The 18,004-nt window shown below is 26.5% G+C and carries 17 protein-coding genes; 11 read left to right on the top strand and 6 right to left on the bottom strand.

What is annotated here, in order from left to right:
• Nucleotides 1–5: 5 nt before the first annotated feature.
• Nucleotides 6–1,763 (bottom strand): VWA domain-containing protein, encoded by a 1,758-nt coding sequence (locus tag ACAN_RS10820; RefSeq protein WP_099334750.1) that lies wholly within the window; start codon nucleotides 1,761–1,763, stop codon nucleotides 6–8.
• 91 nt (nucleotides 1,764–1,854) lie between these two features.
• Here ACAN_RS10820 and tig point away from each other — a divergent pair, with 91 nt between their 5' ends.
• Genes tig through def form a run of 3 tightly spaced genes read left to right on the top strand, consistent with a single transcriptional unit; the run spans nucleotide 1,855 to nucleotide 4,277 of the window.
• Nucleotides 1,855–3,156, top strand: coding sequence for a trigger factor (tig, locus tag ACAN_RS10815; protein ID WP_079578987.1), 1,302 nt, complete (start codon nucleotides 1,855–1,857; stop codon nucleotides 3,154–3,156).
• A 16-nt stretch (nucleotides 3,157–3,172) separates the two neighbouring features.
• The gene (gene clpP / locus ACAN_RS10810; protein ID WP_079578989.1) at nucleotides 3,173–3,757 is read left to right on the top strand and encodes an ATP-dependent Clp endopeptidase proteolytic subunit ClpP; all 585 of its coding nucleotides are present in this window, start codon (nucleotides 3,173–3,175) and stop codon (nucleotides 3,755–3,757) included.
• Between the two features lie 4 nt (nucleotides 3,758–3,761).
• Nucleotides 3,762–4,277 (top strand): peptide deformylase, encoded by a 516-nt coding sequence (gene def / locus ACAN_RS10805; protein WP_079578991.1) that lies wholly within the window; start codon nucleotides 3,762–3,764, stop codon nucleotides 4,275–4,277.
• 12 nt (nucleotides 4,278–4,289) lie between these two features.
• On the opposite strand, the gene ACAN_RS10800 is transcribed toward def, so the two are convergent.
• The 3 genes from ACAN_RS10800 to ACAN_RS10790 all read right to left on the bottom strand — a co-directional run bounded on the left by ACAN_RS10800 (nucleotide 4,290) and on the right by ACAN_RS10790 (nucleotide 7,759).
• On the bottom strand, nucleotides 4,290–4,655 hold the full coding sequence (locus ACAN_RS10800) for a hypothetical protein (protein WP_079578993.1): 366 nt from the start codon (nucleotides 4,653–4,655) through the stop codon (nucleotides 4,290–4,292).
• 86 nt (nucleotides 4,656–4,741) lie between these two features.
• Complete coding sequence (locus ACAN_RS10795; protein WP_099334749.1) at nucleotides 4,742–6,115, bottom strand: methyl-accepting chemotaxis protein; 1,374 nt, start codon at nucleotides 6,113–6,115, stop codon at nucleotides 4,742–4,744.
• 99 nt (nucleotides 6,116–6,214) lie between these two features.
• Complete coding sequence (locus tag ACAN_RS10790) at nucleotides 6,215–7,759, bottom strand: methyl-accepting chemotaxis protein (RefSeq protein ID WP_099334748.1); 1,545 nt, start codon at nucleotides 7,757–7,759, stop codon at nucleotides 6,215–6,217.
• Between the two features lie 200 nt (nucleotides 7,760–7,959).
• Between ACAN_RS10790 and ACAN_RS10785 the strand changes: the two genes are divergently transcribed.
• The 8 genes from ACAN_RS10785 (at nucleotide 7,960) to thiD (ending at nucleotide 15,738) form a co-directional block, all read left to right on the top strand.
• The gene (locus ACAN_RS10785) at nucleotides 7,960–9,471 is read left to right on the top strand and encodes a YifB family Mg chelatase-like AAA ATPase (RefSeq protein ID WP_099334747.1); all 1,512 of its coding nucleotides are present in this window, start codon (nucleotides 7,960–7,962) and stop codon (nucleotides 9,469–9,471) included.
• Nucleotides 9,472–9,576: 105 nt separating this feature from the next.
• Nucleotides 9,577–10,461 carry a GTPase Era gene (era, locus tag ACAN_RS10780; RefSeq protein ID WP_079579001.1) on the top strand — a complete coding sequence of 295 codons (885 nt, stop codon included), beginning with the start codon at nucleotides 9,577–9,579 and terminating at the stop codon, nucleotides 10,459–10,461.
• Between the two features lie 143 nt (nucleotides 10,462–10,604).
• Nucleotides 10,605–10,808: a hypothetical protein gene (locus ACAN_RS10775; RefSeq protein ID WP_099334746.1), complete on the top strand. Its 204-nt coding sequence runs from the start codon at nucleotides 10,605–10,607 to the stop codon at nucleotides 10,806–10,808.
• Between the two features lie 138 nt (nucleotides 10,809–10,946).
• Nucleotides 10,947–11,876 (top strand): ferrochelatase, encoded by a 930-nt coding sequence (hemH, locus tag ACAN_RS10770; protein WP_099334745.1) that lies wholly within the window; start codon nucleotides 10,947–10,949, stop codon nucleotides 11,874–11,876.
• Between the two features lies 1 nt (nucleotide 11,877).
• Nucleotides 11,878–13,281 (top strand): phytoene desaturase family protein, encoded by a 1,404-nt coding sequence (locus ACAN_RS10765; RefSeq protein WP_099334744.1) that lies wholly within the window; start codon nucleotides 11,878–11,880, stop codon nucleotides 13,279–13,281.
• Nucleotides 13,269–14,294 (top strand): sensor histidine kinase, encoded by a 1,026-nt coding sequence (locus ACAN_RS10760; protein WP_099334743.1) that lies wholly within the window; start codon nucleotides 13,269–13,271, stop codon nucleotides 14,292–14,294. Before ACAN_RS10765 ends, ACAN_RS10760 begins: the two co-directional genes overlap by 13 nt.
• Nucleotides 14,272–14,964 (top strand): LytR/AlgR family response regulator transcription factor, encoded by a 693-nt coding sequence (locus tag ACAN_RS10755; RefSeq protein ID WP_099334742.1) that lies wholly within the window; start codon nucleotides 14,272–14,274, stop codon nucleotides 14,962–14,964. The genes ACAN_RS10760 and ACAN_RS10755 overlap by 23 nt, the downstream gene beginning before the upstream one ends.
• Nucleotides 14,965–14,973: 9 nt before the next feature.
• Nucleotides 14,974–15,738, top strand: a complete 765-nt coding sequence (gene thiD, locus ACAN_RS10750; RefSeq protein ID WP_099334741.1) for a bifunctional hydroxymethylpyrimidine kinase/phosphomethylpyrimidine kinase — start codon at nucleotides 14,974–14,976, stop codon at nucleotides 15,736–15,738.
• Between the two features lie 32 nt (nucleotides 15,739–15,770).
• Here thiD and ACAN_RS10745 read toward each other — a convergent pair whose 3' ends face one another.
• Both ACAN_RS10745 and ACAN_RS10740 read right to left on the bottom strand, forming a co-directional pair.
• Complete coding sequence (locus ACAN_RS10745; RefSeq protein WP_099334740.1) at nucleotides 15,771–17,420, bottom strand: cation acetate symporter; 1,650 nt, start codon at nucleotides 17,418–17,420, stop codon at nucleotides 15,771–15,773.
• On the bottom strand, nucleotides 17,420–17,734 hold the full coding sequence (locus ACAN_RS10740; RefSeq protein WP_099334739.1) for a DUF485 domain-containing protein: 315 nt from the start codon (nucleotides 17,732–17,734) through the stop codon (nucleotides 17,420–17,422). Before ACAN_RS10740 ends, ACAN_RS10745 begins: the two co-directional genes overlap by 1 nt.
• Nucleotides 17,735–18,004: the final 270 nt, after the last annotated feature.

Raw genomic sequence — 18,004 nt, 5'->3', positions numbered from 1 at the left:
TTATTCTACCATTTAGTCTTTTCATTTGATTCTTCATCTTTTTTTAGAAATACTTCAAGCTCATTTTTTTCTAATTGCCTTAGCCATTTTTTTTCTTCTCTATTTGAAATCTCTTTTTCACTTATTTTTGATATTTGAGATTTTTTTTCTTTATTGTTTATCTTGTTATTTTCAGCTTTTTGTTCATTTTTAGCTTCTTTATTTTCTTTATTTTTTTCAGTTTCTTTATTTTTGGAATTTTTTAAAGAACTATTCTTTTCGTCTTTTTTATTTTTAGTATTTTGATTTTGATTAGAATTTTGTTTATCATTTTCTTGCTTTTTATTTTCATTATTTTTATTGTTTTTATTCTTTTGCTTATTGTTTTTTTCATTACTCTTTTTTGAATCTTGTTTTTTTTGTTTTTTTAAAGCATCTTTTACAATATCTAGATTTTGTCTAGTTTGCTTATCTTCTTTGAATTTTAATGCTTTTTCATAACTTCTTATTGCTTCTTCTAGCTGATTTAGCTTGGTATAACTATTCCCCATATTATGAAGTTTTTTAAACTCTAAGCTTTCATCTGAACTTATAACTTTTTTATAGTTTTCTAATGCTTGCTTAAACTTTTTTTGTTTATAAAGTGAGTTTGCAAGATTGTAGTAAGCTTGGGGAGTTTTTGCAACTTTTTTAAACTCTTTAGCTGCTTTTTCATAATCTTTTTTTTCATAGGCTTCTTGTGCTTTATCTATTGTTTTAAAGTCAGTAATAGAAGCTTTTAAATCATATTGTATAAGTAAAATCAAAATAAAAGGTAAGAATCTACTTTTTGGCAAAGAAGAGAAGGCTATTAGTAAAATTAACAATGCTAGGGCTAAAGGATAATAAAATAGTTCAGTATAAACTTTGAATTTTTTTGATGTAGTATTTTGTTTTTTTGAGTTGTTTTCAACTGTTTTTATGATACTTTCTATATCATAATCATCAATTGTATAGTTTATATATGCTCCATTTGTATTTAAGCTAAGATTTTTAATATTTTCATTTAATGCTACAGTTACAATATTTCCATTTTCATCATTTAAAAATTTTCCATTTTCTAATCGTATTGGTGTTCTTTCTTTGCTTGCTGTTGTTATAATATAAATATTTATATTAAAATCCTTTGCAAGTTTTATTTCTTCTTCAAAACTATTTTTATCTGTTCCATCTGTTAAAATTATAAGATTTTTTGTTTGTATATTTTTTAAAAGTTTTGATGCACTTTTTATAGCTACTTGTAAACTTGAACCATTATCAAAAGTATATTTTTCATCTATTCTTGAAACTATTTGTTTAAGTGAAGTTATATCGCTTGTCAAAGGAGATAAAATATAAGATGAATTAGAAAAAAGAATAACAGACACAACTTTATCTTTAGATAAATCCAATAACTTCAAAAGTTTATTCTTTGCAAAAGTCAATCTATTTGGCTTAATATCATCTGCAAGCATTGATTTTGATGTATCTAAAGCAATTGTATATGAAATTAGCTCTTGTTTTAATTCTTGCTCTTTTGGTTCTATAACTGGTCGCCCCAATGCAATAAGCATCAGTATTACTGCAATAAAAAATAGAATATTTCTTGTGTTTTGATTCATAAATTTATTGTTAACTGTAAGTTTATTTAGTGCTTCTTGTGTAAAGAGTTTTTGCATCGATTTTTTGTTAGTTGTGATGAAAAAAGCTAATAATATTGTTGGTATTAACATAAAAAATAGTACGTTTGGATATAAAAATTGCAACTTGATACTCCTTTTGTAAAAACCAATTTTATTAAAGCTTTAGTAATAGTTAGATAAAATCGCATAAAATTATATTTTCGGAGTAGATTTAATGGAATTTAACGCACAAAAAGTTGATGAAGCTAATGCAGTAGTTACTGCAACGGTATCAAAAGACTTAATTGAAAAAAACTTAGACAAGGTAGCTAAGCAAGCTGCTAAAACACTTGATATTCAAGGTTTTAGAAAAGGTAAGGTTCCTGTGGCTATTGTTAAGCAAAGATATGCTGATAAGTTAGAGCAAGATGCAGAGAGTGATGTATTAAGAGATATTTTAGCAAAATCTTTAGAAGAATTAAATATTAAAAATGATGACTTAGTTGGTGAGCCAGCGGTTACAAAATTTGATAAAAAAGATAATGGTGATATTGATGTTGAGATTAAAGTTGCTTGCAAACCAGAAGTTGATTTAGGTGATTATAAAGCATTAATTCCTGAAGTTGAAGATAAGCAAATTGATGAAAAAGAGATTGCTGAAAGATTAGAAGAAATGTCTAAATCTTCTGCACCATTAGAAAAAATCAAAAGAAAAAGAATGGTAAGAGATGGTGATTTTGCTGTTATTGATTTTGAAGGTTTTGTTGATGGTGTTGCATTTGAGGGTGGAAAAGCTGAAAAGTATCCATTAGAGATTGGTTCAGGTTCTTTTATCCCAGGATTTGAAGAACAAATTATTGGTATGAAATATGAAGAAGAAAAAGAAGTAACTGTTACTTTCCCAGAAGAGTACCAATCAAAAGATTTAGCTGGAAAAGAGGCTGTATTTAAAGTAACTTTACATGAAATTCAAGAAAAAGTTGCAGCAGAGATTGATGATGAATTTGCTAAAAAAATGTTACCAAATGAAGAAGATGCAACTGTTGATACTTTAAAAGAGAAAATTAAAGAACAACTTAAAAATGCAGAAATGGCTAAATATTATAGAGAAGAGTTAAAACCTCTTTATTTAGATAAACTAGTTGAAGAGTTAAATTTTGCATTACCAAATTCTGTAATTGAGCAAGAGATTAATTATGCACTTAATAACAAAGTTAGATCTATGAGTGAAGAAGAGATTAAAGCTTTACAAGAAGATGCTTCAAAAGTTGAATCTATGAGAGAAGAGTTAAAAGAAGATGCACAAAAATCTGTAAAAGCTACATTTATTGTTGATGCTTTAGCAAAAGCTGAGGGTATTGATGTAAGTGATCAAGAAGTAACTCAAGTTATTTATTATGAATCAATGCAAATGGGACAAAATCCACAAGATGTATTAAAACAGTATCAAGAAGCTGGATACCTACCAGCTATAAAAATGTCTATGATTGAAGATAAAGTTATTACAAAATTATTAGATGAAAAATTAGGAAAATAATTTACTAGGATAAAAGATGAGTTATATACCATACGTAGTTGAAAAAAGTGGAAGAGGCGAAAGAAGTTATGATATTTATTCAAGACTTCTAAAAGACAGAATTATTATGTTAAGTGGTGAAATTAATGATCAAGTAGCATCAACAGTAGTTGCACAATTATTGTTTTTAGAAGCAGAAGATCCAGAAAAAGATATTTATATTTATATCAACTCTCCAGGTGGAGTTATTACAAGTGGTATGTCAATCTATGATACTATGAATTATATTAAACCTGATGTTTGCACTATTTGTGTAGGTCAAGCTGCTTCAATGGGAGCATTTTTATTATCTTCTGGAACAAAAGGGAAAAGATACTCTTTACCTAATTCTAGAATTATGATTCACCAACCACTAGGTGGAGCACAAGGACAAGCTACTGATATTCAAATTCAAGCTAAAGAGATTCAAAGAATGAAAGATAGCTTAAATAAGATTATTTCTGAGCAAACAGGTCAGCCTTTAGAAGTTATTGAAAAAGATACAGATAGAGATAACTTTATGAGTGCTGATGAAGCTTGCACATATGGGTTAATTGATAAAGTAATTACAAGTCATAAGTAAAACAATGATTAGAGAAGTTATAACATATCCAAATAAGCTACTTCGAACAAAATCAAAAGATGTGGAGAAGTTTGACGAAGAACTTCACACTCTTTTAGATGATATGTACGATACAATGATTTCAGAAAGTGGAGTTGGACTTGCTGCTATACAAGTTGCAGTTCCACTAAATGTTTTAATTATTAATCTTCCTGATGAATATGATATTCAAAATAAAGAAGACTTAATAGAAGCAATTAATCCTGTTATTGTTGAAAAAGATGGTGAACAAGTAAATGTAGAAGGATGTTTAAGTGTTCCTGGATTTAACGAAGAAGTAAAAAGAGCTCAACATATAGTTGTAGAGTTTTTTGATAGATTTGGCAAAAAACATAAAATCGAAGCACAAGACTTTATAGCAGTTGCATGGCAACATGAAATGGAACATTTAACTGGACATCTTTTTATAGAAAATTTATCTATTATTAAAAGAAAAAAGTTTGAAAAAGAGTGGAAGAAAAAGCTAAAAGCTAAAAAATAGTTTTTAGCTTTTTTACTTATTAAATAGATTATAAAGCATTGTAACTAACAATGCATTTGACAATAACCAAATACTCCAAAAGAAAATTTTCTCAAAAGTTGTAAAAAATATCTCTTTATATCTTAAAGGTGATGACATATAAGCTAAGATTACATATACAACTGTTGCAACTGTAAGTGCAGATTTAAATGGTGATGTAAGAAGTATCATAGCAAAAGAAAAAAATGGAATAATCAAGCTTAAAGCAAAAAACTTACCATATCTTTTTCTATTTTTGTCTCCTTCAAAATAACTAACTGTATGACCGCAATTTGGGCAAATTGTTCCTATTCTTGCAAGGATTTCATAATCACATTCTGGACATTTAATTAAAGGCATACTCTTTTCCTATTTTTTGTTTAAAATACTACTCTTTAAATATTTTATTAAAATTAAAAAAAGAATTAATTAAAAAACTTCAACTATTAAAATAGTTTATTGTTTGTATATTCTACAATCTTTTTTGCAAGTAAAGTATTATCATTTGCAATTTCATTTGTAGTTTGTGATATTATGGAATTGGTTTCAATTTCATTATTTAAGCTAGTTATTTTTTCATTTATTTTAAAGATTGTATTTTGTTGATGTTTTGAAATAGTTGTAACTTCTTTTATATAATTTATAGTTTTATTAATATTAGTATTTAAATCTTCATATCCCTCAATCATATTATTTGAAATTGTTTTTCCTTCATTTGCTTCTACATTAGCATCTTCTACAAGTTTTTTTATTTTTTTTGCTGCTTGAGCACTTTTTGTAGCTAGGTTTCTTACTTCTTGAGCAACTACTGCAAAACCTTTTCCAGCTTCTCCTGCTGTACTTGCTTCAACTGCTGCATTTAAACTTAAAATATTTGTTTGGAAAGCTATTTGATCAATTGTTGTAATAGCTTTATTAATATCTTTTACTTTATCATTTATTTGCTCTATTGAGTTATTTGTTTTAAATGCTAAATCTTCACCTTTTAAAGCATATGATGTAAGGTTATTAGCAAGATTTGACATGTTATTTGTAGTATCAAATATACTTTTTATTTGTTCTGTAACATCTTGAATATCATGGCTTGTGTCTTTTATGCTTTCTTTTGTAAATGTAGATGTTTCATTTAGTTTGTTTACGCTATTTAGAAGTTTATTTGAAGAGTGCATAAGTGATTGTCCATTTGTTTTATTTTCATTTAGCATCAAAACAATTGCACTTTTTAAACTATTTATTGAGTTTATCATATGCAAGAATTCACCACTATTTTCAAGATTGTTAATTTTTATATTTTTTGTATAATTATAATTTGTATACTCAATTAATTGTTTATTTATTATTTCATAATTTTCTTTTGTATTACTAATCATATCATTTACGCTATTTTTAAACTCTTCTAAAAAAGGATTTGATGAACTTTTTGTGATTTTTTTTGAAAAGACTCCTTTTTTTAAACTTTCCATAACTTCTTTTGCTTCATTTATCAAAATCTTTTCTTCTTCTTTTTTTATATTTTGTTTTTTTTCTCTTAGATCAATTATCTCTTTTATTTTTGAATATTCACTTGAAAATGATGTATTTGTATCAAATTTAGTATTTGGATTATCCATATCTTTTAGAAAATTTATAAGTTTTAAAGATAATTGTTTACCATTTTTCCTTTCGTCAAATTCATGAAATATTAAAGCAATTGCAATTATTACTTGAATAGCTTGGGCAGTTTTGTTTTCTGTAAAAAGTATTGCATTTAAAGGAAGTACAATCATACCAATATAATGTACAATTGTCATTCTAAAATATAGTGATTTTAAAGTTTGCATTTTATAACTCCTAATTTTTTAGAAGTATAATAAAATAGGATAATATTTGTCTTGATTATAATCAATAAAAAAGACAAACTACAAAGTTTGCCTTTAAATTTATTTTAGTTTTTGTAAGATTGCTATTAGATTTGAAGATACATCAACTAACTCTTTTGTTGCACTTAGAGTCTCTTTTGATTTATCTCCACTATTGTGTGCACTATTTGAAACATTTGCCATTGATTGTGTTACTTCATTTACACCTTGACTAGCTTCAAAAGCAGTATTTGAAAGCTCATTTGAGATATCTTCTTGTTTTGACATTGATTTTGAGATATCTGTTGACATGTGCGTTATTTGTTCAATTGTATTATCTATTTTGCCAATTGAACTTAAAGAGTTTTTAACTAAAGTTTGTATTAATTCAATAGCACTTGTAATCTCTTTTGCAGCATCATCAGATCTATTCGCAAGGTTTCTTACTTCTTGTGCAACTACTGCAAATCCTTTTCCAGCTTCTCCTGCTGTTGCTGCTTCTACTGCTGCATTTAGACTTAGAATATTTGTTTGAAATGCTATTTGTGTAATAAGATTGATAGTTTCTCCAATTTTTTCAGACTCTTCATTTAGTTTCATCATAGCATTTGTTGTCTCTTTTGATTGTTCTTGTGCAATTTTTGTAATCTCTTCTGCTTTTGAAGAAGTACTTGATATCTCTTTTATTGATGTAAGCATTGTTTGTATCTTTGTAGATACATCATTTACTGCTTCATTGATTTGTGTAATTGATACTGATATTTCTTCTGAACCATTTTTTGTTATTTGGGCTTCATTTGACATTGATTGAGCAGCTAAAGATAAATTGTCCAATGATTTTGTAACTTTTTGTACATTTTCATCAATATCAAAAATAAGATTTTTTCTTTCTGTTATATCTGTTGCATACTTTACAATTTTAAAAGGTTTGTTCTGTTCATCTAGTATTGGATTATATGTAGCTTGTATCCAAATTCTTTTATTATTCTTGCCAATTCTTAAATAAATACCTGAATCAAACTCTGCATTATTTAATTTTTCCCAAAACTTTTTATACTCTATAGAGTTTTTATAAGACTCTTCACAAAAAATACTGTGATGTTTACCTTGAATCTCACTCAAACTATAACCTAAAGTATCTAGAAAGTTTTGATTCGCGTTTAAAATAATACCATCTGTATTAAATTCAATAATAGCTTGAGACTTACTTATTGCATCTATTTGACCTGTATAATCCAATGTTTGAATTTTTCTTTTTGTTATATCTTGTGCAAATTTTACTATTTCATATACATTGTTATTTTTATCTTTGATTGGAGTATATGATGCTTGTATATAAATAGACTCACCATTTTTTTTATATCTTTTAAACTCAGATGTTTGTGTTAGCCCTTCATTTAAATCTTTCCAAAAATTTCTATAATCATTGCTATTTGCATAGTTCTTATCACAAAAAATGCTGTGATGCTTACCTTTGATTTGTTCAATATCATCATAGCCTAAAGCATTTAAAAAGTTTTTATTAGCTGTTTTTATTGTTCCATCAGTTTTAAAGCTAATAATTGCATAGTTTTCTTCTAAAGCTTTAAGTCTGGCAGAATCTTCTTTTGATGTAAAAAGTGTCATTTTAAATTTTACCTTTATTTATTTATTTTGCATAATAATTGAAAAAAGTTGTAATATAAATTTCAAATATTATCTAGATTTTATAAATTATAATTTTTTAATACTAATATTCAAATATTTTAACACTTTTTGAGTTTTAAAAAGTTGAAATTTTATGTAAAATCTAAATATAATAAATAAAATTATTATTTAGGATATAAATGAAAATCATAAATTCAGCAACACTACAAACTATTGAAGCAAAAAGCGTCGATGTAGAAGCATCTTTTACAAATGGCTTACCATCATTTACAATTGTAGGATTAGCATCAAATATAATTCAAGAGTCAAGGGATAGAGTAAAGTCTGCTTTATTATCAAATGAGTTTAAATTTCCTGCAAAAAAAATAACAATAAATCTGTCTCCTTCTGAAATTCAAAAAAGTGGTACACACTTTGATTTGGCAATTGCACTTTTAATAGCTTTATATGAAACAAATGTTGTGTTTAACGATTTTTATATATTTGGAGAGCTAAGTTTAGATGGAAAAATAAAAGATAGTAGTAGTATTTTTCCTATTGTTTTATCTTTAACAAAACAAAAACTTGTAAAAAATGTCTTAGTATCAAAAGAAAGTGCAAAAAAACTTTCAAAAATTCCAAATATAAATATCTATTGTGTAGATAATTTAGATATGGCTATGCAGTTTTTTAAGTTTGATAATAAAGAAAAATTCAAATATATATCTTCAAGTTTTGAGTGTGAGAGTTTTTCTATTTTAAATAAATCATACTATTTTTTAAAAGATTATGAACTAGATTTCAATGAAGTAAAGGGGCAAAAATACGCTATTGAGGCTTCATTAATTGCAGCTGCTGGAAGTCATAATATACTATTTGAAGGAAGTGCTGGTTGTGGTAAAAGTATGATTAGCAAAAGATTAAAGTTTATTATGCCACCTATGAGTTTAGAAGAGATATTAGAAAAAGCGAAACTTCAATCAATTGATTTAAAACCCATAGACTTCTCTCCAATTAGAGTTTTTAGAGCTCCACATCATAGCTCAACAAAATCTTCGATATTTGGAGGTGGAAGTGGCAATAGTGCAAAAATTGGTGAGATTGCATTATCAAATAATGGCATATTGTTTTTTGATGAACTTCCTCATTTTTCAAAAAGTACTTTAGAAGCTTTAAGAGAACCACTTGAAGATTTTAAAGTTTTAATTAGTCGAGTAAACTCAAAAGTTCTTTATGATACGAAGTTTTTATTTATAAGTGCAATGAACCCTTGTCCTTGTGGAAACTTACTTTCAATTAGCAAAGATTGTAGATGTAGTGATTTAGAAGTTCAAAGATATAAAAACCGTCTTTCAGAACCATTGTTAGATAGAATTGATTTATATGTAGTGATGAATGAACCAAGTGTTAATGAAAAGGTTTATTATAATTCAATGCAATTGCATGAAAGGGTTATTTGTGCATTTAAAAAACAAAAACAAAGAGCCCAAAATGATTTAAATGGAAAGTTAAGTGATAAAGAGATTAAAAAATTTTGTAAATTAGATGATAGTTCAAGTGAAATACTTAATAAAGCAATAGTAAATTATAAACTATCTTTTAGAAGTATTAATAAAATTTTAAAAGTATCAAGAACAATCGCTGATTTGAATAATAATGAAAATATTACAAAAGAAGATTTAATGAAAGCATTAAGTTATAGAAAAAGATAATAAAGTAAGACATAATATAAAAATAATTAGTTTACACCTTTGTAATAACAAAAATGGTATTATACAAAATTAATAAAATAAGCTTTTAAAGCTTAAGGAGAATCAATGACAAAATGCGGTTATGTATCTGTGGTTGGAAGACCAAATGCAGGTAAAAGCTCATTATTAAATTGGCTTGTTGGTGAAAAACTTGCAATGGTTTCACACAAAGCTAATGCTACAAGAAAAAGATCAAATATAATAGTTATGCATGAAGATGACCAAATTATATTTGTGGATACACCAGGACTTCATGAAACTGAAAAACTATTAAATCAATTTATGCTTGATGAGGCTTTAAAAGCTATGGGTGATTGTGATTTGATTTTATTTTTAGCACCAGTTACAGATAAACTTACTCATTATGAGGATTTTTTACAAAAGAACAAGAAAAATACAAATCATATACTTTTATTAACAAAAATTGATAATATAACTAATGATGAAGTTTTAGCTAAGATGAAAGAGTATGAAAAGTATAGTGATAAATATCAAGCTGTAATTCCTGTATCAATAAAAAAAGCAACAACTCATGCAGATATTCTAGATGAGGTTGTAAAACACTTACCTGAACACCCTTATCTTTATGATCCTGAAATAATGACAACTGAAACTTTAAGAGATATCTTTAAAGAGTTCATTAGAGAATCAATTTTTGAAAATATCTCTGATGAAATACCTTATGAAACAGATGTTGTTGTAGAAAAAGTTGAAGAAAAAGATCATATTGATGTTATTAAAGCAACAATTGTTGTACAAAAAAGTACTCAAAAAGGTATGATTATAGGAAAAGGTGCTACTGCTATTAAAAGAATAGGTAAAGATGCTAGAGTTAAAATAGAGAAATTAACAGGTAAAAAGTGTTATTTAGAACTTTTTGTTTCAATAAGAAAGAATTGGACAAAAGATAAAAAAGGTCTAAAAGACCTAGGATATGATGTAACATTATAAAAAGTATAAGTTTATCTTGCTTTTTAAAGAAAGTTTATTTTATAATTTGTAGTTTATTCGTTTGGTGTATCTAAAGTTTTAAGATACGTCGCTTTACAAAACTGTAAAGCAGTTATGATTGTATTTACTTTAAGAGGGAAACAGTGCAATTATCAATTATTTATGAATTAAGAGCAAACAATGTGGAAGAAGAGCATATTGAATTAATTATGCAAAGAGTTAAAAATAGGCTTTCTGAAAAGAATATTGATGCTGAACTTGAAAAATTAGGATATTCTAAAATCTTTACTGTTGATTATGATGCATATGATGCTGATTATACTTATGATGATGAAGAAGACTACTAAAACTAAAATCAATATCCCCAAGGGTATTGATTTTACTAAAAAATAAACTAATAGCAAAGATATTATTAACTAACAAATTTTAACTACAATACTTCACTAATAAAGATTATAATGTAAAAAATTAGTGGAGCAAATAATATGAAAAAAGCCATACTATTACTTAATATGGGTGGACCAAATAATTTAGATGAAGTAAAAGTTTTTTTAAAAAATATGTTTAATGATAAAAGAATAATTTCAGCACCAAAGCTAATTAGAAAATTAATTGCATTTATAATCATAAAAAGTAGATTAAAAGAAGCGAAAAATAATTATAAACAATTAGGTGGAAAATCACCAATAATTGGCTATACAAAAGAACTTGTAAATATTTTAAATAATGAACTTGATGCAGATATTTTTTATGTGATGAGATATACACCTCCTTTTGCAAAAGATGTATTACCAAATATTAAAGATTATGATAAAGTTTTTGCTATTCCTTTATATCCACATTATTCAACTACAACAACTGCTTCATCTTTTGATGATTTATTTATAGAAGCAAAAAAATATAAAATGGAAAATAAAATCCAAACTGTACATAAATACTACTCTAATGAAAACTATAATAAAGCCATTGTTCAAAGAATCAAAGAAGCGTTAAAAGATAAAGATCCAAATGAATATGAACTTGTTTTTTCAGCCCATGGTTTAACTCAAAAAATAATTGATAATGGAGATATTTATCAAAAAAATATAAAACAAAATGTTTACTATGCAAGAAAAGAGTTAGCAAAACAAGGTATAAATTTTCATAAGACACATTTAGCTTATCAATCAAGGGTTGGACCAATGCAATGGATAAAGCCATATTTAGAAGATAAATTAGCTTCTTTAAAGTTGAAAAAAGTGATTATTTATCCAATTGCTTTTACTATTGATAACTCTGAAACAGAGTTTGAACTTGATGTTGAATATAAAGAGTTGGCACATGAATTAGGATTTAAAGAGTATATCGTAGCAAAAGCACCTAATATACTAATGAGTGAAGTAATCAAAGATTTGTACAATAAGATGGGAACATAACATGAAAGATTTTGCAGTAATTGGAGCAGGCATTGGTGGAACTTCTGCTGCTTTAGCATTAAATAAAGATTTTGATGTAACGCTATTTGAAAAAGAGCAATATTTAGGTGGATGCTCTTCTACTTATAAAAGAGGCAAGTATTATTATAATGCAGGGGCAACTACTTTTGCAGGTTACCAAGATGGAACTTTTTTATATGATTTTTTTAAAAAAAATGAGGTTACTTTTAAAAAACAATTACTTGACTCATCTTTAACTGTTTTAATTGGAAATAAAAAAATAAGAAGATTAAGAGATTTAGATGCTTTTGTTGATGAGATTAATAGTGTATTTTATCATAAAAAGAATAAGGAGTTTTATGAATTGATTTTTTCTATAACAAATAGATTTTTTCAAATTGATGATTATTATTACTCAAATAAAAATCTTTTTTCTAAAGCTAAGTCTTTATATTCATTTAAAAATCTTTTTTTTGAGTTCTCATCACTTCTATTTACAAAAGCAGATAAATTTATAGATAAGTTTTTTAATGGCATTTCAAAAGAGTATTTGGATTATATAAATAATCAAGTATTAATAGTATCTCAAGCAAAAACAAATGAGATAAACTTTTTAACTTGTGCTTTAGCCTTGGGTTATCAGTTTATGAATAACTACTATATTTATGGTGGAATGGGAAGTTTATTTGATTCAATGGCTTTAAAAATCGATGATGTAAGAACAAATGAGTTTATACAAAATATTGAAAAAACAACTAATGGATACATTGTTCATAGTAAAAATGAGTCTTTACATTCTAAAAATATAGTTTTAAATAGTTCACTTTTTGATAGTGCTCATTTATTTGAAGATAAAACTATTAAAGATTATATTAATAAATACAAAAAATTTGATTTTGGTTTATCAGCATTTATGGTTTATATGAAGCTTGATACAAATAAAACTTTTGACCATCACTATCAAATTATCTTACCAAATAGATTAAAAAACACAGTCTCAAACTCTATGTTTGTCTCTTTTTCTAGTAATGATGATGAGAAAATGAAAGGAAGTGTTACTATTTCTATGCATACAAATAGTGCATTTTTTACTACACAAACAAAAGAGAAAAAACAAGAGTTACTAGATATAATTAAAAAAATTGTATGTGAAAAGTTAAATATACAAGAAGATGAGATTGTAAAATGTTTTGCAGCAACTCCTCAAACATTTAAAAAATATATTAATAGAACAAGCTTAGGTGGAATTGCAGTAAAATATGAAAATTTAGTTTATAAACTTCCATCAAACGATACTCCAATAAAAGGTTTATACAATGTGGGTGATACTACATTTGCAGCTCAAGGTTGGCCAGGAGTTATGCTAGGAGTTAGAAATTTACAAAGGTTAATATGCAAAATATAGAGTTACAAATAAGATTGAAAGATTGGTTTTTTATTTTTTTAATAGCAATATTCTTTTCAATTGTTTTATCCGTATATAGTTACTTTTTAATAGATGAAAAACTTAAAAATGCAGTTATTTTTGGTGCATTATTGGGTTTTGATATCTTTATTTTTTCAATGTCATTTATTACATATTTAAATAACTATATTTTACCAAAACTTTCAAGAAAATATTGGATTTTCTTAGCTGTTATTTTCTCTTTTTTATCAGGTTTTTTAGGTACTCTTTTGACTTACTATTTATGTAATATTTTAGATATTTATTTGCTTGAAAAGTTTAAAAATAGTTATATGATTTTTGCATTTTTCATAGGTTTTTTAACATATTTTGTTGCTGCACTTTTGTATCAATTTGTAAAAATGAGTAATAAAAAAGAGTATAGTGAAAGACTTTTATTAGATAGTAGACTAAAATCACTTCAAAGACAACTAAATCCACATTTTTTATTTAATTCTTTAAATTCATTAGTTGAATTGCTTCATGAAGATATTAATAAAGCAGAAGATAATTTAATGCAACTTTCAAAATTCTTAAGGCAAAGTATGAAAGAGAGTGCTTTAAATAGTTTAAAAGATGAATTAGATAATCTTAAAAGATATGTTGCATTGGAAAATGTAAGATTTTCAAATAAGATTATTTTAAATATTGATATAAATAAAGAGTTTTTAAAAAGACAAGTTCCAAAATTTTCAATACAATTGCTTGTAGAAAATGCCATAAAACATGGCTTTGATAAATCAAATAAAGAGTTAATAATTGATATTTATGCAAAAGAAAATGAAAAAGATTTTGAAATTTATGTAAAAAACAATGGAAAAGCTGTAAATACAAATAGATTTGGAATAGGTCTTACAAACTTAAAAGAGAGATTACAAATTTTATGTAAGGGAAAAATTTCTTTAGAAAATAGTCAAATACCAACTTATAAAATCACAATAGGAAGATGCAATGAAAATATTAGTAATGGATGATGAAGAATTAGCAATAAAAAGATTAGTTAGATTACTTGATGAGCTTAAATATGATTATAAAGTAGCAAACAATAAAGAAGAGTTTGATTCTTTAGATAAAGAGCATAATTTTGATATTTATATTTTAGATATTAATATGCCAGATATTAGTGGACTAGAACTTGCACAAGAAATATTTGCATTAAATGCTCAAGCTTTTGTTATCTTTCAAACAGCATATGAAGAGCATGCTTTAAAAGCTTTTGAAATTGGTGCTATTGATTATTTATTAAAGCCTTTTACAAAAGAGGATTTACAAAAAAGTATAAATAGAGCAATTTCTTATAAAAAAGAAGAAAAAAGTACAAAGTTCTTAACTAAAAATGGAGATGAAGCATATTTATTGAAGCCTGAAGATATTGTTTATATTCAAGCTGATTTAAATGAAGTAATTTTTAGAACAAAAGAGGGCTTTTCATATTATGCAAAAAAGATATCTGATATGGAAAATTTGTTAAAATCATCAAATTTCTTTAGAATACATCGTTCATATATAATAAATCTTGATTATGTAAAAAGTATGAAGACTCAAGAACAAAGTAAAATTGAGTTTTTCTTTACAAATATAAAAGATAGCATTACTTCAAGTAAAGATGGAGCAAAAAAATTTAGAGAGTTTATTGAAAAATAAGGAGCAAATATGCAAAGTGTTTTAACAATCGCAGGTTCTGATTCTTGTGGTGGAGCAGGAATACAAGCAGATTTAAAAACTTTTGAGGCTTTTGGTGTTTATGGGGCTTCGGTTGTTACCGTTTTAACTGCACAAAATACAACGGGTGTAAAAGATATCTTTGAAGTTGATGCTAGATTTGTAAAAGCACAAATTGATTCAATTTTAGATGATTTTGATATTAAAGTGATAAAAGTAGGTATGCTTTTTAACAAAAAAATAATTAAAACAGTAAAAGATGCAATTAAAGACTTGGATATTCCTATTGTTTTAGATCCTGTATTTGTATCAAAAGCTGGCTCAGCTTTATTGGAAACAGAAGCTATAAAAGAGTTAAAAGATTTTTGTCAATATGCAAAGGTAATAACACCAAATTTATATGAAGCAAAACAACTTTTTGATTATAATGAAAATGAAGAACATGACTTAACTAAGATTAGAGAGTACAAAACAAATGTCTTAATAAAAAAACATAAAAAAGAGATAAATGATATTTTGTATAGTATAGATTATTTATATACAAAAACTGATATCAAGTCTTTTCATACTCCATATATTAGAACAAAAAATGTTCATGGAACAGGTTGTACTTTGTCTTCTTCAATTGCTGCAAATTTGGCATTAGGTAAAGATTTGGAAGAGGCAATAAGAGTATCAAAAGAGTATGTTTATGAAGCTATTTTAAAAGCTCCAAACTTGGGTAAAGGCTCTGGGGTAATTAATCATAAAGTTTAATTTCAAAGAGGTTTTAACCTCTTTGAAAAGTTCTAATGCTCAACGGCTGTATTTGCACCAAAACCTGTATTTGCTCTAATATTTTGAGCTCTAAATTTCTCTTGTTCATCTTTTGCTCTTTGAGAGTTATCAGTAATTGAAAAAAACCAAATTGCAATAAATGCAGTTGTTACAGAGAATAGTGCAGGGTGTTTATATGGAAAGATTGCTTCTTCATTTCCAAGAATTTGAACCCAAACAATTGGTCCTACTACAACTAATACAACAGCAGTAATTAAACCAATAAATCCACCAATAAAAGCACCTCTTGTTGTAAGTTTTCTCCAATAAATTGATAAAAATAAAATTGGAAAGTTTGCAGATGCAGCAATACCAAATGCAAGACCTACCATATATGCAATATTTTGTTGCTCAAATGCAATACCTAAAATAACTCCAAGTATTCCAACTGCAATTACAGTAATTCTTGATATTTTAACAACTTTTTCATCACTTGCTTGAGGATTAATAACATTTGCATAAATATCATGGGAAATAGCACTAGCACCTGCTAATGTAAGACCAGAAACAACTGCTAAAATCGTAGCAAAAGCAACAGCTGAAATAAATCCTAAAAATGCATTTCCTCCTAGCATATGTGATAGATGAATAGATGCCATATTATTTCCACCAAATAGCTTCCCATCAACAAAATATTGTGCGCCATCTGCTGAATTTAAAAAAGCAATTGCTCCAAATCCAACTATTGTAATAATAATCCAAAAATATCCAACAAAACCAGTAGCATAAACAACAGATTTTCTAGCCTCTTTAGCATTTCCAACAGTAAAGAATCTCATAAGAACATGAGGAAGCCCAGCAGTACCTAACATAAGTGCCATACCAAGTGAAATAGCTGAAATTGGATCAGAGATAAATCCACCAGGAGCTAAAATTGACTCACCATCACTATGATTTTCCACTGCACTTACAGCTAAACTTTCAAAATTAAAATCAAAATGGTACAAAACCATAATAGCCATAAAAGATACACCTGTTAATAAAAGACATGCTTTTATTATTTGAACCCAAGTAGTTGCTAACATGCCACCAAAAGTAACATAAATAATCATCATAACACCAACTAATATAACTGCAAATTCATACTCCATTCCAAATAAAACTTGAATAAGTTTTCCTGCACCTACCATTTGAGCAATAAGATACAAAATAACAACTGATAGTGAACCAAAAGCAGCTAATGTTCTAATCTCTTTTTGACCTAATCTATAAGCAGCAATATCTGCAAAGGTAAATTTTCCTAAGTTTCTTAGCTTTTCAGCCATAAAAAATAGAATAATTGGCCAACCAACTAAAAATGAAACAGCATAAATAACTCCATCATAACCTTTTAAATAAATAAGACCAGAAACACCTAAAAATGCAGCAGCTGACATATAATCACCAGCAATTGCTAAACCATTTTGAAAACCGCTAATTCCTCCACCTGCTGTATAAAAATCACTTGCAGATTTTGTTTTCTTTGCTGCCCAGTATGTAATACCTAATGTTCCTACAATAAATATAAAGAACATAATAATAGCTGGTATATTTAAATCTCTTTTAGTTGCTTCAAAACTTGCATCTCCCGCTGCAAAAAGTGAAACACTAAAAATTGAAAGTAGTGCTAGTAATTTTATCATTATAACTCATCCTTTACATCATCTTTTACTTTATTGATTAAGTCTTCAAACTCACCATTAGCTCTAATTACGTAAATAAGTGTAGTTATAAAACTAATTACTAAAATTGCTAGGGCTATTGGAAAAGCAATTGTTGTTAATCCATCGCCTATTTTTGTAGCTAATATCTCTTTGTTAAATGCAATTGTTAAAATATATGCATAAAACATAACTAATACGAAAACTCCAAGCTTAACACTAAAACTTCTTCTTTTATTAACAAGTTCTATGTATTGTGGATGGGTTTCTATCTTTTCTACTAATTCTTCATTCATCCGCTCTCTCCTGTTTATATTTACACATTTTTAATTTTTTTGTTTCAAAATGAAACTATAAATTATGTATAAAATATGTAAATTTGTAAGAAGTGAGAATTCTACACATTAAAATTATCCAATAATCTTAGTTATATTTATTAGTATATTTTTATAAGCTAATATAAATAAAATTGCCTATATTGTGTTACATATAGTATCAAAAACTTTACTTATTATCCTTTATTATATATATTATAATCAAAAGATATAGTAAAAAGTTGTCATCAA

This window comes from Malaciobacter canalis (assembly GCF_008000835.1).
Taxonomy (GTDB): Bacteria; Campylobacterota; Campylobacteria; order Campylobacterales; family Arcobacteraceae; genus Malaciobacter; species Malaciobacter canalis.
The sequence above is the reverse complement of the archived record's forward strand: the minus strand, read 5'-3'. Positions and strand labels throughout refer to the sequence as shown.

Bases quoted from the DNA above. Each gene is read 5' to 3' on its own strand.
- ACAN_RS10795 (WP_099334749.1), bottom strand. From the start codon at position 6,115: ATGCAAACTTTAAAATCACTATATTTTAGAATGACAATTGTACATTAT.
- def (WP_079578991.1), top strand. From the start codon at position 3,762: ATGATTAGAGAAGTTATAACATATCCAAATAAGCTACTTCGAACAAAA.
- ACAN_RS10785 (WP_099334747.1), top strand. From the start codon at position 7,960: ATGAAAATCATAAATTCAGCAACACTACAAACTATTGAAGCAAAAAGC.
- hemH (WP_099334745.1), top strand. From the start codon at position 10,947: ATGAAAAAAGCCATACTATTACTTAATATGGGTGGACCAAATAATTTA.
- tig (WP_079578987.1), top strand. From the start codon at position 1,855: ATGGAATTTAACGCACAAAAAGTTGATGAAGCTAATGCAGTAGTTACT.
- thiD (WP_099334741.1), top strand. From the start codon at position 14,974: ATGCAAAGTGTTTTAACAATCGCAGGTTCTGATTCTTGTGGTGGAGCA.
- ACAN_RS10765 (WP_099334744.1), top strand. From the start codon at position 11,878: ATGAAAGATTTTGCAGTAATTGGAGCAGGCATTGGTGGAACTTCTGCT.
- clpP (WP_079578989.1), top strand. From the start codon at position 3,173: ATGAGTTATATACCATACGTAGTTGAAAAAAGTGGAAGAGGCGAAAGA.
- ACAN_RS10800 (WP_079578993.1), bottom strand. From the start codon at position 4,655: ATGCCTTTAATTAAATGTCCAGAATGTGATTATGAAATCCTTGCAAGA.
- ACAN_RS10755 (WP_099334742.1), top strand. From the start codon at position 14,272: ATGAAAATATTAGTAATGGATGATGAAGAATTAGCAATAAAAAGATTA.
- ACAN_RS10740 (WP_099334739.1), bottom strand. From the start codon at position 17,734: ATGAATGAAGAATTAGTAGAAAAGATAGAAACCCATCCACAATACATA.
- era (WP_079579001.1), top strand. From the start codon at position 9,577: ATGACAAAATGCGGTTATGTATCTGTGGTTGGAAGACCAAATGCAGGT.
- ACAN_RS10790 (WP_099334748.1), bottom strand. From the start codon at position 7,759: ATGACACTTTTTACATCAAAAGAAGATTCTGCCAGACTTAAAGCTTTA.
- ACAN_RS10745 (WP_099334740.1), bottom strand. From the start codon at position 17,420: ATGATAAAATTACTAGCACTACTTTCAATTTTTAGTGTTTCACTTTTT.
- ACAN_RS10760 (WP_099334743.1), top strand. From the start codon at position 13,269: ATGCAAAATATAGAGTTACAAATAAGATTGAAAGATTGGTTTTTTATT.